General features: G+C 72.8%; 14 protein-coding genes and 1 riboswitch. Of the genes, 5 read left to right on the top strand and 9 right to left on the bottom strand.

The features are described from left to right. The 3 genes from JWR86_RS01375 to JWR86_RS01385 form a co-directional block, all read left to right on the top strand. Positions 1–1963 (top strand): TonB-dependent receptor (locus JWR86_RS01375; protein WP_299559654.1); only part of this gene is annotated, 1963 nt, incomplete at its 5' end. Beyond that, positions 1957–2988 (top strand): iron ABC transporter permease, encoded by a 1032-nt coding sequence (locus tag JWR86_RS01380; RefSeq protein ID WP_299559657.1) that lies wholly within the window; start codon positions 1957–1959, stop codon positions 2986–2988. The genes JWR86_RS01375 and JWR86_RS01380, both read left to right, overlap by 7 nt. Further along, positions 2985–3758 carry an ABC transporter ATP-binding protein gene (locus JWR86_RS01385; protein ID WP_299559660.1) on the top strand — a complete coding sequence of 258 codons (774 nt, stop codon included), beginning with the start codon at positions 2985–2987 and terminating at the stop codon, positions 3756–3758. Before JWR86_RS01380 ends, JWR86_RS01385 begins: the two co-directional genes overlap by 4 nt. Positions 3759–3760: 2 nt before the next feature. Here the strand turns inward: JWR86_RS01385 and cobD are convergent, their stop codons facing one another. Beyond that, positions 3761–4762: a threonine-phosphate decarboxylase CobD gene (gene cobD / locus JWR86_RS01390; protein ID WP_299559663.1), complete on the bottom strand. Its 1002-nt coding sequence runs from the start codon at positions 4760–4762 to the stop codon at positions 3761–3763. On the opposite strand from cobD, the gene JWR86_RS01395 reads away from it, so the two are divergent. Further along, on the top strand, positions 4754–5593 hold the full coding sequence (locus JWR86_RS01395) for an ABC transporter substrate-binding protein (RefSeq protein WP_299559666.1): 840 nt from the start codon (positions 4754–4756) through the stop codon (positions 5591–5593). The genes cobD and JWR86_RS01395 overlap by 9 nt on opposite strands. Next, positions 5590–6570, top strand: coding sequence for an adenosylcobinamide-phosphate synthase CbiB (cbiB, locus tag JWR86_RS01400; protein WP_299559669.1), 981 nt, complete (start codon positions 5590–5592; stop codon positions 6568–6570). The genes JWR86_RS01395 and cbiB overlap by 4 nt, the downstream gene beginning before the upstream one ends. On the opposite strand, the gene JWR86_RS01405 is transcribed toward cbiB, so the two are convergent. From JWR86_RS01405 to JWR86_RS01440, 8 genes are all read right to left on the bottom strand, one after another. Further along, on the bottom strand, positions 6551–8002 hold the full coding sequence (locus JWR86_RS01405; RefSeq protein WP_299559672.1) for a cobyric acid synthase: 1452 nt from the start codon (positions 8000–8002) through the stop codon (positions 6551–6553). The genes cbiB and JWR86_RS01405 overlap by 20 nt on opposite strands. 26 nt (positions 8003–8028) lie before the next feature. Then, positions 8029–8649: a cob(I)yrinic acid a,c-diamide adenosyltransferase gene (cobO, locus tag JWR86_RS01410; protein ID WP_299559675.1), complete on the bottom strand. Its 621-nt coding sequence runs from the start codon at positions 8647–8649 to the stop codon at positions 8029–8031. Further along, positions 8646–12347: a cobaltochelatase subunit CobN gene (cobN, locus tag JWR86_RS01415; protein ID WP_299559678.1), complete on the bottom strand. Its 3702-nt coding sequence runs from the start codon at positions 12345–12347 to the stop codon at positions 8646–8648. Before cobN ends, cobO begins: the two co-directional genes overlap by 4 nt. 13 nt (positions 12348–12360) lie before the next feature. Then, the gene (gene cobW / locus JWR86_RS01420) at positions 12361–13365 is read right to left on the bottom strand and encodes a cobalamin biosynthesis protein CobW (protein ID WP_299559681.1); all 1005 of its coding nucleotides are present in this window, start codon (positions 13363–13365) and stop codon (positions 12361–12363) included. Then, positions 13362–13898 (bottom strand): bifunctional adenosylcobinamide kinase/adenosylcobinamide-phosphate guanylyltransferase, encoded by a 537-nt coding sequence (gene cobU, locus JWR86_RS01425; protein WP_299559684.1) that lies wholly within the window; start codon positions 13896–13898, stop codon positions 13362–13364. The genes cobW and cobU overlap by 4 nt, the downstream gene beginning before the upstream one ends. Beyond that, on the bottom strand, positions 13895–14287 hold the full coding sequence (locus JWR86_RS01430) for a DUF1636 domain-containing protein (RefSeq protein ID WP_299559687.1): 393 nt from the start codon (positions 14285–14287) through the stop codon (positions 13895–13897). The genes cobU and JWR86_RS01430 overlap by 4 nt, the downstream gene beginning before the upstream one ends. 113 nt (positions 14288–14400) lie before the next feature. Beyond that, positions 14401–14608, bottom strand: a riboswitch (cobalamin riboswitch). Between the two features lie 25 nt (positions 14609–14633). Then, a complete protein-coding gene (locus tag JWR86_RS01435) occupies positions 14634–15131 on the bottom strand; it encodes a protein tyrosine phosphatase (RefSeq protein ID WP_299559690.1) in 498 nt (165 codons plus the stop codon). Next, positions 15131–15370: adenosylcobinamide-GDP ribazoletransferase (locus JWR86_RS01440; protein WP_299559693.1), on the bottom strand; the 240-nt coding region annotated here is incomplete at its 5' end. The genes JWR86_RS01440 and JWR86_RS01435, both read right to left, overlap by 1 nt.

Below are 15370 nucleotides of genomic sequence, written 5' to 3' on the forward strand. Positions count from 1 at the left end.
GGCCCGACCCTCGGGAGGCACCGCCGGCGCGGCCGCCCCCCCGCCGGTCGTGGTGACGCCCGACCGCAGGCCCGAATACGCCGACAGCTCCAGCAGCGCCGTTTCGGTGGTCTCCCACGAGGAGATCCAGACCTTCAATCCGGCTTCGCTGGTGGACGCGCTCCGCAACGTGCCGGGTCTCGACATCACCGAAACGGGCGGACCGGGCGGCAGCACCAGCGTCAGGCTGCGGGGCGCCAATCCTGGCCAGACGCTGGTCCTGATCGACGGCATCCGGGTCAACGACCCTGCCGCGGCGAGCGGCGATTTCGAGTTCGGCAGCCTGCTTCCAACCGCCATCGAACGCATCGAGGTGCTGCGCGGCCCGCAGAGCGCACTCTATGGCTCGGACGCGATCGGAGGCGTCGTCAACGTCATCACGCGGCGCGGGGACGGCAAGCCCCGGTTCGAGACCACGACCGAGGCCGGCAGCTACGGCACCGTGAACACAAGCGCGACCGCCTCGGGCCAGATCGGCCCGTGGTCCTACGCGTTGTCCGGCGGTGGCCAGCAATCGGCCGGGTTCTCGCGCTACGGCTACCGCGTCGGCCAGCTCGAGCGGCGCTTCGCGACGCGGCATTTCGAGCCGGACGGCTTCTCGCGCTTCGGCGGCTACGGCCGGCTCGGCTACGATGCCGGCGAGGGCGTGAAGCTCGATTTCGGCATGCTGTCCTTCAAGACCTTTGCCGAATACGACGCCGCCTCCTCCACGCTGCCGTCCCGCACGGTCGCGACCGGGCCCGGCCGCATCTTCCCGGATACCCCGGCCGACCTGTCGCGCCGCTTCTCCCAGGTGTTCGGGCGCGCCACCGCCGAGCAGGGCCCCCTCACCCACACGCTGACCATCTTCGCCAATCAGACTGACCGGTTGAACGACGATTTCAGCTACAGCAACGCCCGCAACATCTTCCGGCAGAGCTTCGGCAGCCGAACCGAGTTCAGGGGCGACCGGCTCGGCACCGAGTATCAGGGCGACCTCCGTCTCGGCGCCTTCGGGACCCTGACCTATGGCGGCAAGGCTGAGCTGGAAAAAGCCCGCACCTTCACGACCGGGTACGTCCCGCTCACCCCGCGAACTCTCGGCGTCGGGGCCTCCCAGTTCACGCGGTCGGCCTTTCTGCTCTACCAGCTCCCGGTCGGCGAGCGCCTGACCCTGTCGGCCGGCGCCCGCCACGACGAGGTGGACAAGGTCTCCTTCGACACCTGGCGCACCACCGCCTCGTTCCTGATTCCCGAGACCGGGACCAAGCTCCGCGCTTCGGCCGGGACGGGCGGCAAGGCGCCGACGCTGTTTCAGCTGTTCGATCCCCGGTACGGCACGCCGACCCTGAACCCGGAGACGAGCTTCGGCTGGGATGCCGGGATCGATCAGACGCTCTGGACGAACCGCCTGTTCGTGGCCGCAACCGTGTTCGGCAACGAGTTCAAGAATCTCATCAGCTTCGACGGCAACCTTGTCCGCACCGGTCTCGGGGCCGGCAGCCCCAGCCTGCTCGGGGGCTATCGGCAGACGGCACGGGCCGAGACGTCGGGCGTGGAGTTGGAAGCCACCCTGGTGGCCCTGCCGGGCTGGATGACGATCACCAGCGCCTACACGTACCTGCACGCCAAGGATCTCGGCACGGGGCTCACCCTGCAGCGGCGGCCGCAGCATGTCGGGCGCGTGTCGGTGGCCCTGACGCCCCTGCCCGGCTTCCTGATCGAGCCGCGGGTCACGTTCGTGTCGCGGCGCTTCTCCGGCAACGGCGAGACGCAACCGCTGCCGCGCTACGGACGCCTCGACGTCTATTCCGAATACCGGATCAACGAGACCTGGAAGGTCTTCGGCCGGGCGGAAAACGTCACGGACGCGCGCTACCAGGAGGTGCTGAACTACGGCACGACCGGCCGCGCCTTCTACGGTGGGCTGAACGCCACGTGGTAGCCCCTGCAGCCGCCTCCGTCCGCAAGGGGCCGGGCGCGGTGGCGGCTCTGGCGCTGCTCTGCGCCGGGCTCTTTCTCGTCTCGCTCGGGATCGGTCCGGTCGCGCTGTCTCCCGCGGAGGTCATTCGCGCGCTGGTCGGGGCGGCCGGGGATCCGGCCCGCGTGATCGTGCTGGAGATCCGCCTGCCGCGCGCCCTCCTCGGGGTCGCCATCGGGGCGACGCTCGGCCTGTCCGGCGCGGCCATGCAGGGGCTGTTGCGCAATCCGCTCGCCGCGCCATCCCTGTTCGGGGCGCCGCAGGCCGCCGCTTTCGGGGCTGTCGCGACCCTGTCGCTCGGCCTCGCCGACGCGCTCTCCTACGCGCTGCCTGTGGCCGCCATCACCGGCGCCTTCCTGTCCGTCTTCCTGCTGGTCGTGGTGGCCGGGCGGGGAGCCGGGCTGGTGCTCCTGATCCTGTCCGGCCTCGCCGTCTCGAGCCTGGCCGGCGCCGCGACGGCGCTCGCCATGAACCTCGCTCCCAATCCCTTCGCGGCGCTCGAGATCGCCTTCTGGCTGCTCGGCTCGCTGGAGGACCGGTCCATGCGCCACCTCGCCATGGCCCTGCCGTTCATGCTGGCGGGTTCGGCGCTGCTGGTGTCGCAGCGGCACGCCTTCCGGGCCCTCACGCTGGGCGAGGATGCCGCGACCAGCCTCGGAATCCATGTTGGCCGGCTGCGCCTGCTCGTCATCGGCGGGGTAGCGCTCGGCGTCGGCGCTTCCGTCGCGGTCACCGGGACGATCACCTTCATCGGGCTCATCGCGCCGCATCTCTGCCGGCCGCTGGTCGGCTACGATCCGGCCCGCCTGCTGCTGCCGAGCGCGCTGGCCGGGGCCGCCCTGCTCACCTGCGCCGACATCGCGACCCGGATCATTCCGTCCACGACCGACATCAAGGTCGGCGTGCTGACGGCGCTGATCGGCGTACCGTTTTTCCTGTTCCTGATCGTCCGGGAACGTCGCCGGCTCGGCGTCGGGGCGCTCGGGTGAGCGCCGTCCGCCTCTCGCTCCGCGACCTCTCCGTCGCAATCGGCGGCCGCAAGGTCGTCGAGAACCTCTCGCTCGACATGACGGGCGGGAACCTGGTCGCGCTGGTCGGGCCGAACGGCGCCGGCAAGACCTCTGTGCTGCGGGCCCTCGTCGGGTTGCTGGCGCACGAGGGCTCGGCGACCCTCGACGGGCGAAGCCTTTCAGCGCTGGACCGGCGCGAGCGGGCGCAACGTGTCGCCTACCTGCCCCAGGGCCACGAAGCGCATTGGCCGCTGCCGGCGCGGGACATCGTCGCGCTCGGGCGCGTGCCGCACGGGGCTGGGGACCCAACACGCCTTCGGGACTCCGATGCGGCGCTGGTCGCCGAGGCCATGCGGCTCACCGACACCGAGCACCTGGCCGACCGGCCCGTGACGCAGCTGTCCGGCGGCGAGCGGGCCCGCGTGGCGCTGGCCCGCGTTTTTGCGGTCTCTGCCCCGGTGATCCTCGCCGACGAGCCGACCGCGGCACTCGATCCGAGCCACCAGATCGCCGTCATGAAGGCGCTGCGGCGCGCCGCCGATCGCGGCGCCCTCGTCATCGCCGTGACCCACGATCTCGGCCTCGCGACGCGGTTCGGCGACACAATCGCCGTGCTGAAGGGCGGCCGCCTCGCCGCCTCCGGACCGCCGGCCGAGGCGTTGTCCGACGCCGTGCTGCGCTCGGTCTTCGGCGTCGAGGCCTTCCGGGCCGAACACGCCGGCAGCGCCGTCCTGGTGCCGTGGGCGTGACGTCAGCGCCGGCCGGGCAGCGCGGCCGCGAGCCGGTCAAGCCCGGCCCGGTCCGGCGGCAGGCCGAACCGGAGCAGGCTGGGCCGCTCCGGAAAACGCCGGACCCAGATTCGAGCCCTGGCCAGCCCTTCATGGATGTCGGCCGCCGTGAACTCGCCCGCCGGAACCTCGACCAGGCGGAACAGGCTCGTGCCGCCGACGATGCGCAGGCCCGCTCCGGCCAGAACCGAATCCAGCCGGTCCGCCTCCCTGGCGAGCCGCGCCCGCATCGCCTGCGCCCAGCCCGCGTCACCGAGCGCCGCGGTGCCGATCCCGAGCGCGGGCCCCGACACGGCCCAGGGTCCGAGAGCCCGTGCGATCCGCTCGGCGGTGGCCGGGGCTGCAATGGCGAAGCCGAGGCGCAGCCCGGCCAGGCCGAAGAACTTGCCAAAGGAGCGCAGCACGACGACCGGCTCGCCGGCGAGACGCGGCACGAGGCTCACCTCCGGCCGGACGTCGGCGAAGGATTCGTCGACCACGGCCCAGCCGCCTCGGGCGCGGCATTCCCGGGCCGCCCCCACAAGATCATCGGCCGAGACCACGCGGCCATCCGGATTGTTGGGATGGACCACCACGAGATGCGTGCAGCCCCCTGCTGCCGCGAGCGTCTGGACTTCAGTGACCGCGAAGCCGGCGGCGCGCCAAGCGAGCGCGTGTTCGGAATAGGTGGGCCCGAGCACCGCGACCCGGCCCGGCCCGGCCAGGCGTGGCAGCACCTGAATCAGAGCCTGGGTGCCGGCGGCCGCCACGACGGCGCAGCTCTCCGGGACGCCATAGGCCTCCCGCGCGACCGCCAGCAACCGGCTCAGATCGGTTCGGGACGGCAGCCGGGTGAGACCCGCCGAGAGAAGGTGCGGCGGCACGGGCCAGGCATGCGGGTTGATGCCGGTCGAGAGGTCGAGCCAGTCGGACGGCGCTCCTCCGCCCCTGGCCACGGCATCCGCCAGGTCGCCGCCATGCTCCATCGCTGGGTTCTGCTCCTCGCGGCCGTGGCGGCGTTGGTGTCGGCGCCGTCCTACGCGTCGGCCGGCGGCAGGCCAACGTTCATCTCCATCAACGCCTGCACCGATCAGCTCCTGATCGCGCTGGCGGATCCCGACCAGATCCTCGGCGTCACGCGCTATGCCCGCGACCCCGAGCAATCGCCCCTGGCCGAGCAGGCCGCGCGCCTCCCGGCCGTGTCCGGGACGGCGGAAGAGGTTCTGGCGGGCCAACCCGACATCGTTCTGGCCGGACGCTTCACGCGCCGCGCCACGCGCGAGTTCATCCGGGCGCGCGGCTTCCGCATCGTCGAATACGATGCGGCGCGCTCCCTCGACGAGGCGAAGCGGAACATCACGGAGGTGGCCCGTCTGGTCGGGCATCCGGAGAGGGGCGAAGCGGCGCTGCAAACGATCGACCTCGCGATCGCGCGCGCCAGAGCAGCCTCGGCCGGCCGCACCGGCACCGTGCTGCCGCTGCAGCGGCGGGGCTGGATCTCGGGGCAGGACACGCTGACCACCTCGCTGGTGGAGGCGATCGGGCTCCGCAACGCCGGCGCCGTGCTCAGCCGCGGGCTCGGCCGACAGGTCAGCCTGGAACAGATCGTGGCGCTCCGGCCCGACTATCTGCTGCTGTCTGGGTCGGGGCGGGCCGAGGACCAGGGCAGCGCCCTCCTCCAGCATCCGGCTCTCGCGGCGCTCTACCCGCCCGAAAAGCGCATCGCCATGCCGGACCGGCTCGTGTTTTGCGGCGGGCCCTCGCTGGCCGGCGCCATCGACGCGCTCGTCGCCGAGGTGGCCCGCTTGCCGCGATGAGCGCGGCCGAGGCCATGCTGCTGGTCGTGGCCGCGCTGGCGCTCGACGCCGCGATCGGCGATCCGGACCGGATCTGGCGGCACTGGCCGCATCCGGTCGCCTGGCTCGGCGCGCTGATCGCGGCGGGCGACCGCGCTTTCAACCGGGCAGGGGCCGCCGTTTCGGGCCGCAGGCTGGCCGGCGTCGCGTTTATCCTGCTCCTTGTGACTGTGTCGGCCGCCGCGGGCTGGGCGATCCAGCGACTGGCGCTGGCGCTCCCCGGCGGCTCCGTGCTGCTGGCGCTGCTGGCCTCCGTGCTGCTGGCCTACCGGAGCCTGCGCGACCACGTCCGGGCGGTCCGGCGGGCCTTCGCGACAGGCGGGCTGCCGGCGGCCCGTCGGGCCGTCTCCATGATCGTCGGCCGCGATCCCGAGCGCCTGGACGAGGCCGGGGTGTGCCGAGCGGCGGTCGAATCGGCGGCTGAGAACTTCGCCGACGGTGTGGTGGCGCCGGCCTTCTGGCTCGCGGTCGGCGGCCTGCCCGGGCTGGTCGCCTACAAGGCCATCAACACGGCCGATTCCATGATCGGTCACCGGTCCGAGCGCCACCTGCATTTCGGCTGGGCGGCCGCTCGCCTCGACGACCTCGCGAACCTGATCCCCGCGCGCCTGACCGGGATGCTGATTGCGCTCACGGCGGCCACGGGCGGGGGCCGAATCAGGACGGCGCTCGCGGTGATGTGGCGGGATGCGGCCCTGCACCGCTCGCCGAATGCCGGCTGGCCCGAGGCCGCGATGGCCGGCGCTCTCGGGCTCGCGCTGGCGGGCCCCCGGCTCTACGCGTCCGGCCCGGTCGAGGATCCGTTTCTCAACCCGGAAGGCCGGCGGAACGCGGAGGCGGCGGACATCGACCGCGCCCTCAACATCCTGTCCCGGGCCTCGCTTCTCCATGCCGGCCTGTACGGGCTCGGCGCGGTGCTCATCTGGCTGTCGCGATAGCCAGCAGCCGCGGGATGTCGAGATGGGCCGCCAGGTGGTCGGCGAGCCCGTCCAGCGCCGCCTCGATTCCGGCCTCGTAGGCAAGTTCCGAGGAGCGGCCGAACCCGGCCAGCCACGCCCGGCGGAACGAATCGGAGCCGAACAGGCCGTGCATGTAGCAGCCCTGGACGAGGCCATCGGCGCTCGAGGCGCCGTCCGGAGCCTCGCCGCCGCCTGACTGGAGGGCCAGGACCGGGCGGCCGCAATCCGGCCCGGTCGTGCGGCCGAGATGGATCTCGTAGCCCTGCACGCTCTCGCCCGTGGCGAGGTGCCGCCCGCGGGCCGCCACCGTGAGCTTGTCCCCGGTCAGCACGGTCGCGACATCGAGCAGCGCCAGCCCGGCCACCTCGCCGGGCGGGCCCTCGACGCCATCCGGATCGGCCACCGTGTGCCCAAGCATCTGGTAGCCGCCGCACAGGCCGAGCACGTGGCCGCCCCGACGCCGGTGCGCCAGGATGTCGATGTCCCACCCCTGCGCCCGCAGAAACGCGAGGTCGCCCACGGTGGATTTCGAGCCGGGCAGGATGACCACGTCGGCGTCCCCCGGAATCGGCTGGCCGGGCCGGACCAGAACGAGGTCCACGCCCGGCTCCATCGCGAGCGGGTCGAGATCGTCGAAATTGGCGATGCGGGCGAGAACGGGCACCGCCACCCGGAGCGGGCCCGCCCGGGACGGCCGCCGCTCGAGATCGAGCGCATCCTCGGCCGGAAGATGCGCGGCCGCCGGCAGAAAGGGCACGATGCCGAGGCAGGGCCACCCGGTCCGGGCGACCACGGCCGCCGCCCCGTCCGCAAACAGGCGCGCGTCGCCCCGGAATTTGTTGACCAGAAAGGCTGCGATTCGGGCTCGCTCCCCGGCTTCCAGCACCGCATGGGTGCCGACCAGGCTCGCGATCACGCCGCCGCGGTCGATGTCCCCGGCCAGGACCACGGGCAGGTCGGCCGCCTCCGCAAATCCCATATTGGCGATGTCGCCGGCTCGGAGGTTGATCTCGGCCGGGCTGCCCGCCCCTTCCACCAGGACAAGGTCGGCGCCGGCCGAGATGCGCTCGAAGCTGTCGAGGACGAGGGGCAGCAACTCGGCCTTCCGGGTCCCGTAATCGCGGGCCCGCAAGGTGCCCCAGCGCCGGCCCTGCACGATGACCTGCGCGCCGGTATCCGTCTCCGGCTTCAGCAGCACCGGGTTCATGTGCACGGAGGGCAGGAGACCGGCGGCGCGGGCCTGCACGGCCTGGGCGCGGCCGATCTCCCCGCCGTCTGCCGTGACCGCAGCGTTGTTCGACATGTTCTGCGGCTTGAACGGCCGGACGGCCAAGCCCTGCCGGGCGAACAGACGGCACAGCCCGGCCACCAGCGTCGACTTGCCGACATTGGAGCCCGTGCCCTGGATCATCAGGGCCGGGACGCGCCGGGGGCCGGTCAGTATTCGATGCCCTTCTGCGCCTTGATGCCCTGCCGGAACGGGTGCTTCACGAGCGTCATCTCGGTCACCAGATCGGCGATCTCGATCAGCTCGGGCTTGGCGTTGCGGCCCGTGATGACGACGTGTTTGCCGGCCGGCTTCTCGGCCCGCAGGAAGTCGACCACCTCCTCGACCGGGAGGTAATCGTAACGGAGCACGATGTTCAGCTCGTCCAGAAGGACGAGCCGATGGCGGTCGTCCCGGATCAGCTCCTTGGCCCTTTCCCAGGCGGCGCGAGACACCTCCATGTCCCGGGCCCGATCCTGCGTGTCCCAGGTGAAACCCTCGCCCATGACGTGCAGCGAGACGAGATCGGGAAAGCGGGCCAGCAGCTTGGCCTCGCCGGTTTCCCAGCTCGGAGCCTTGATGAACTGCACGATGCCGACCGGCCAGTCATAGGCGATGTGCCGGAACACCATGCCGAGCGCGGCCGAGGTCTTGCCCTTGCCGGCGCCGGTATGGACGATCAGCAATCCCTTGTCGGCACTCTTGCCCGCCAGGATCTTCTCCTTGCCGGCCTTGTGCTTGCGCATCTTCTCGGCATGGCGCGCGTTCAGCGCCGCTTCGTCTGGGGTCATGCCTTCTCTCCTTCGCGCGTTGCGCCGCTCAGTTCTGCCAGCAGAATCGTGGTCCGGTTCGAGCGCGGCTGCCACAACCCCCGCCGCATCGCCTCCGCAAACCGCTCGGCCGTTTCCCGGAGGGCGGCGGGGTTCGCCTCGGCCATGAAGGCCCGGACGGCCTCGTCCTCGAGATAGGCCGCGAAGAGCTGATCGAAATGGTGATCCTTCACGGCGTCCGTCGAGGCCGCGAAGCCGAACAGGTAATCGACCGTGGCGGCGATCTCGAAGGCGCCCTTGTAGCCGTGCCGCATGACTCCCGCGAGCCATTTCGGGTTGGCCGCCCGGCCTCGGACGACGCGGGCGATCTCCTCGCCAAGCGTCCGGGCGAGCGGGGCCTCGGGGCGCGACGTGTCGAGATGGAAGACGCGCGGCGGCGCCCCCCTGATCTCTTCCACGGCCGCCGAGAGACCGCCCATGAACTGGTAGTAATCGTCCGAGTCCAGGATGTCGTGCTCGCGGTTGTCCTGAGCCTGAACCACAGCGTCGGCACGGCCGAGGGCCGAGGTGAGAAGGTCGCCGGCCTCGTCGCCCTCCTGCCCGCCGCCATAGGCATAGCCGCTCCAGGCCCGGTAGGCCTGCGCGAGGTCGCTCCGAGCCTCCCAGCCGCCCTCGTCGATCAGGGCCTGCAGCCCCGCCCCGTAGGCGCCCGGCTTGGCCCCGAACACGCGGGCGGCGGCACGCCGCGCCACCGCCTCGATCGGCGTGCTGCCCGCCCCCAGCCGCCGGGCCTCGGCCCGCACATGGGCGGCGATCGGATTGTCCTCGTCCGGTTCATCCAGCGCGGCAATGGCCCGCACGGCCGAGTCGAACAGGTCGATCTGGGTCGGAAAGGCGTCTCGGAACAGGCCCGAGACCCGCAGGGTCACGTCGACCCGCGGGCGCAGGAGTTCCTCCGGCCCCATCACCTGGAACCCGGTGACCCGGCCGGAGCCCGGCTCCCAGACCGGGCGGGCACCGATCAGCGCGAGCGCCTGGGCGATGTCGTCACCGCCCGTGCGCATGTTGGCCGTGCCCCAGCACGACAGGGCGACCGAGCGCGGCCACTCGCCCGCCTCCTGCCAATAGCGCTCGAGCAGACGCTCGGCGGCGGCGCGGCCGGTCCGCCAGGCGGCGGCGCTCGGGACCGCGCGGGTATCCACCGCGAAGAAGTTGCGGCCGGTCGGCAGCACGTCCGGCCGCCCGCGGGTCGGGGCGCCGGCCGGGCCGGGCGGGACGAAGCGGCCGTCCAGAGCCGCCAGAACGGCACCGATTTCAGCCCGGCCGCAGCTCTCGACGGCGGGCCGCAGCGAGCGGTCGATCCAGCCGAGCACGGCGCGGCTGCGCGGCCAGGCCGGATCGGGTGTCGTCCGTCCGGCCACGAGCGCCTCGGCCAGAAGCTCGATGCGCTCGACGGTGTCGCCCGCGTGACGCCAGGGTTCATCGGACACGGCGAGCAGCGCCGCCGGACGCGGACCGGCATAGGGGGCCGCGAGGTCCCGCGTCAGCGGATCAAACCCGTCCAGGCCGAGATCGGTCGCGAGCGCCCGGTGCAGCGAAGCGTCGTCAGGCCGGAGTTCCGAGCGCGGCAGGCGCGCGATGGCGACCAGCAGCGGCTCGCGCAGCTTCGGCTCCGGCGAGCGGCCGAGCACATGCAGCCCGTCCCGGATCTGCATCTCCTTGAGGTCGCAGAGATGGGCGTCGATGCGGCGCAGCGCCTCCCCGGGCTCCGTCCCGGGCCGGAGGTCGAGATCGGCGTCGAGCCGGAGCGCGCCGGCACTCGCCGCGATGTCCTTGGCCAGGCCCTCGGCCCGGCGCGGATCGAGATCGGCCGCGACCGCATACTCGTCCACCAGCTGTTCGAGTTCGACGAGTTCGCCGTGCAGCTCGGCCCGGGCCAGAGGGGGGGTCAGGTGATCGACGATCACCGCGCCGGTCCGGCGCTTGGCCTGCATGCCCTCCCCGGGATCGTTGACGATAAACGGATAGATGTTCGGCACGGGCCCGAGCACGGCCTGCGGCAGGCAGGCGGCCGACAGCCCCACGGACTTGCCCGGCAGCCATTCGAGGTTGCCGTGCTTGCCGACATGCAGGACGGCATGGGCGCCGAAGCTTTCGCGGAGCCAGAGGTAGAACGCGAGATAGTGATGCGGCGGCGCGAGGTCCGGCGCGTGGTAGGTGTCCTTCGGGTCGATGTTGTAGCCCCGGGCCGGCTGGATCCCGATCGCCACGTGGCCGAACCGGTGCAGGCCCAGCCGAAACGCCCCGTCGGCGACGAACGGGTCGCCGTCCGGCTCCCCCCAGCGCCCGTCCACGGCCGCTCTCGTCGCCTCGGGCAGCCCGGCATAGAGGGCCCGGTACGCGGCGACAGCGAGGGTCTCGCCCCCGCTCCGGTCGGCGCGCCCGGGGATCGCGTTGGTTGGACCGGCGCCGAGCAGCGCCATCAAGGCCGCGGCGTCCGATGGAGCGGCCCCGAGCGCGTAGCCGCTGGCGCGCAGCGCCGCCAACAGGACGGCGCAGCTTTCGGGCGTGTCGAGCCCGACGCCGTTGCCGAGACGGCCGTCGCGGTTGGGATAGTTCGCGACCACGAGGCCGACCCGGCGCTCGGCCGCCGGCGTGCGGCGCAGGCGCACCCAGCTGGCCGCCAGGTCGGCAGCCGCGGCGACCTGCTCGGGCACGGAGCGGTTCGTCAGCAGGCCGAGGCGGCGCTGCTTGAACGCCACCGCGCCCGCGAAGATGCGGCCGTCCACCTCCGGCATGACGACGTTCATGGCGAGATCGCGGGGCGAGAGCCCCCGCGTGGAGGCGCGCCATTCGGCCTCCTCGGACCCCGCAAAGGCGACCTGCAGAATTGGGCAATCGGCCGCATCCAGGACGCTGCCGCCGGCTGCCCCGACCGTCCCGACCGCGAAGGCGGTCGCGTTCAGGATCACGTCGGGCGGCGCGGCCGCGAAGGCGCTGGCCACGAGCCGGGCCGACGACTCGTCCTTGAGGCTCGTCACGAAGATGGGCTGAGCCGACAGCCCCCGGTCTTCCAGTGCCGCGGCAAGCGCTTCGACCGGCTCGGTCATGCCGCCCTGCGCCAGCGCCCGGTAGAACAGGATCGCGGCTCGCGGGCGGTCGCCGCCCGGGCGCGGCTCCGGCCAGAGCCCGGCCGAGGGGATCGGACGGGCCGGCGGCGGCGCGGCCGCGCTGCCAAGCGCGTGCTCGATGAAGGCGAGCGCGCCCTGCATGTTCTCGGCCCCGCCCTCGGCGAAATAGCGCCACAGCGCGCGGCTCTCCGTCTCCGGCAGGGTTCCACCGGCCGCGAAGGCCGGGTCCCAGCGCGTGTCCCCGGGCAGGCAGGCAAAGGGGATCCTGCGCCGGCGCGCCCACCGGCGCAGGCTGTCGATCCCGTGCGGCCAGTAGCCCTCGCCGCCGACGAGGCGCAGCACGATGAACCGCGCCGTCGCCAGGGTCCGCTCGACATAGAGGTCGACGGACATCGGATGGCCGAGGCGCAGGAGGTTGGTCAGCGCAACCGAAGGCCGGGTGGGGTCGCGCCCGGTCAGCGCCGCCGCGACCGCCGCCAGTTCGCTGTCGGCGGCCGACAGAATGACGATGTCGGCCGGGGGCTGCTCCAGGTCCCGGGCGGCGCTGCCGTCGTCGATCTCGTGCGGCAGGGCGACCTGGAGATGCACGGCTCCGCTCCCGTCAGCCGCGGAGCGCCGCCTCGACAGCCCCGCGGTCGAGGCCCTTGAGGCCGATCACGACCAGATCCTGGCCGGCCCGCGATCCCGGCCGCGCAAAAACCGTGTCGACGCGGGTGCCCACGCCCTGAACCACGAGCGGCGACGGGCGGCCCGCGACCGCGGCGTAGCCCTTGACCCGCAGCACGCCCGCCACCGCCAGGGCACGGGTCACCGCGGCCGCAACGGCTTCGGCGGCGGCCATCGCGGGCGGCCGCACGACGAAGCTGTCGAAATCGTCGTGGTCGTGCGCCTCGTCGGCGCCGTGATGCCCGGCCCGGGCGGCGAGGTCGTCCTCGGCCGCGGCCGAGAGCCCGATCAGCACGCCGGGCGGCAGGTCGGCGCCGCGCGAGCGCAGGATGCGGATTCCGGGGCGCAGCTCGGTCCTCAGCCGGGCCTCGACGGCCTGCAGGACGTCCTCGGGCAGCAGGTCCGCCTTGGACAGCACCACGAGATCGGCGCAGGCCAATTGGTCGTCGAACACCTCCTCGACCGGGTCGTCGTGCTCGCGGGCCGGATCCGCGGCCGCGTCGTGCTCCGGGATGCGGCCTTCGGCGAGCGCCGTCGCATCGACCACCGTCACCACGCCGTCCACGGTCGCGCGGGTTCGGATCGCGGGCCACTCGAAGGCTTTCAGCAGCGGCTGCGGCAGGGCGAGGCCGGAGGTCTCGATGACGATGGCGTCCAGGGGCCGCTCGCGCCCGAGCAGCGCCTCCATGGTGGGAATGATATCGTCGGCGACCGTGCAGCAGATGCAGCCATTGGTGAGCTCGACGATGTCGCCCGGCGCACAGGCACCCGCCGCGCAATCCTCGATCAGCGTGCCGTCGAAGCCGATGTCGCCGAACTCGTTGACGATCACGGCGATGCGGCGTCCATCGGCGCGCTCCAGCAGGGAGCGGATCAGCGTCGTCTTGCCAGCTCCCAGAAAGCCGGTCAGCACGGTCACGGGCACGCGGGATGCGGTCATCGGGGATCCTTGGGGGGTGACTTGAGGACGAGCGGCAGCCCGGCCGCCACGAACACGACGGACGGCACCGCGGCCGCGACCGCCTGGTTCAGGCGGCCCTGAGCGTCCCGGAACGCCCGGCCGAGCGGGGTCTCGGGGACGAGGCCGAGCCCGACCTCGTTCGACACCAGCATGACCGGGCTCGGCAGCGTTGCGAGGCAGGCGCAGAGCGCTTCCGTCTCCCGCTCGATCTCCCGTCCGGCCTCGAACAGGTTCGACAGCCAGAGCGTGAGGCAATCGACGAGAATGGCCCGGCCCGGCTGGGCGATGCGGCCGAGCGTGTCGGCCAGCGCCAGCGGCTCCTCGAGCGTCGTCCAGGCGTCCTGGCGCCGGTCCCGATGGTGCCGGATGCGATCCGCCATCTCGCCGTCCCGCCCTTCGGCGGTGGCCAGATAGAAGGCGTCGAGCCCACTCTCGAGGACCAGCTTTTCGGCCAGGACCGACTTGCCGGATCTGGCGCCGCCCAGAACCAGTGTCGTGACAAGCCCGCTCACCGCGGATGCGCCCCGTCCTCGGGTTGCCACTCGAGCGGCGGGATGCGGGCGAGGATGCCGCGGCGCAGGCTTTCGGGCCGCTCCCGCCAGAGCATGTAGCCGTGCTCCTGGTCGCGATAGGTCGCGATGCAGGTCAGCAGGTCCGCGACGCCCGAGACCGGGTCCACGTCCCCGAACACGTAGGTGTAGCGGCCGGGCGCCGTGAGGGCGACCGTGCAGGGGCGCTTGCACACGCTGAGGCATTGCACGGCCCGGACGCTGGCCCCGCCGAGCTCGGAGCCGCGCAGCGCCTCCAGGAGATCGGCCCCGGGCCGGGAGTCGTCTGGACCGTCGGCCGCCCGGCAGCTCACGCAGACGCTGACCACGACCCCGCCCGCGCCGCCGCTCATGGCCGCGCTCCCGGTCGATCCGGCCAAGCGGACCTGTGCAGGCATGAAGCTAAAGAAGCCGCGCAAAGGCGGCAGAACACGAGCACCATGGGGCCTCCCTCCGGCCCTCCGCCGGATCAGCATGGGTCGTCGGCCGGTCTCCTGGCTCGCGGCTTGGCGCAGGCGCCCGTCTTCCCAGCCCAGAGGCCAGTGACGCGTGGACGCTCGCTCGCCGCTCACAGTTGCGGGGGCAGCCGCGGCTTGGGTGGATCCTGGAATCCGGCCCGTCCGCGTTCCCGTTTCACCCTGGCGGACCAGGGCACCGACGATGGCGGGCTTTCAAACACGCGGCGCCGGGCGGCACAAGTCACAGGTCCAGGCGGAAGCTGGCCGGCCCGGAATACTCCGCGCCGCGCCCGATCGCGGCCGCGGCCGCCACCATGGCGCCGTCGCGGCCGAGTGCGGCATCCGCGAGGCCGATCAGCAGCCGGTTGGGCGTGCTCTCCGGCGCGGCAGCCCGCAGGCCACGGGCAATGGCGTCGGGCGCGAGGTCCGGCCGGGCCTGGCAGGCCAGGATAAAGGCGATGGCCGGCGAGCGGCTGATCCCGAATTCGCACAGGACGGCGAGCGGCCGCTCCCCGGTCCAGCTCCGGCCCAAGGCGAGCAGCGCCTCGACGTCGTCTCGGCCCGGCGCGCAAAGGCCGGGAGTGGGCGCCGTGATGTCGTGAAAGGTGAGGTGAAGCTGCGCCGCAGCCCAGGGTGCGGCCGGCACGGGGCGATCCCGGGACGCGACCGTGACGAGGTGCGAGGGCCGCTCCGGGACGAAGCCCGGCAGCAGCCCGAGCGGGCCGACCAAGAGGCGCATCAGAGGGCCGCGGCGCCGAGCAGAAACCCGGTCGTGAAGCTCACGGCAGCTGCCCCCAGCACGTCGCCGGTCTGGCCGCCGAAGGCGCGGCAGAGCCGCCAGGCGACCAGCCCCGACAGCGCAGCCCCGAGGCCGAGCCCGGCCAGCGCCTGGGCGGGCGCCAGCAGCAGGAGCGGCAGCAGGGCCGCGCCCGCGAAGGCGGCGGCGACTGCCAGCTCGGCCGGCCGGGGCCGTTCGGG

Origin of the sequence: Enterovirga sp. (assembly GCF_028290205.1) — a bacterium.
Classification (GTDB): domain Bacteria; phylum Pseudomonadota; class Alphaproteobacteria; order Rhizobiales; family Beijerinckiaceae; genus Enterovirga.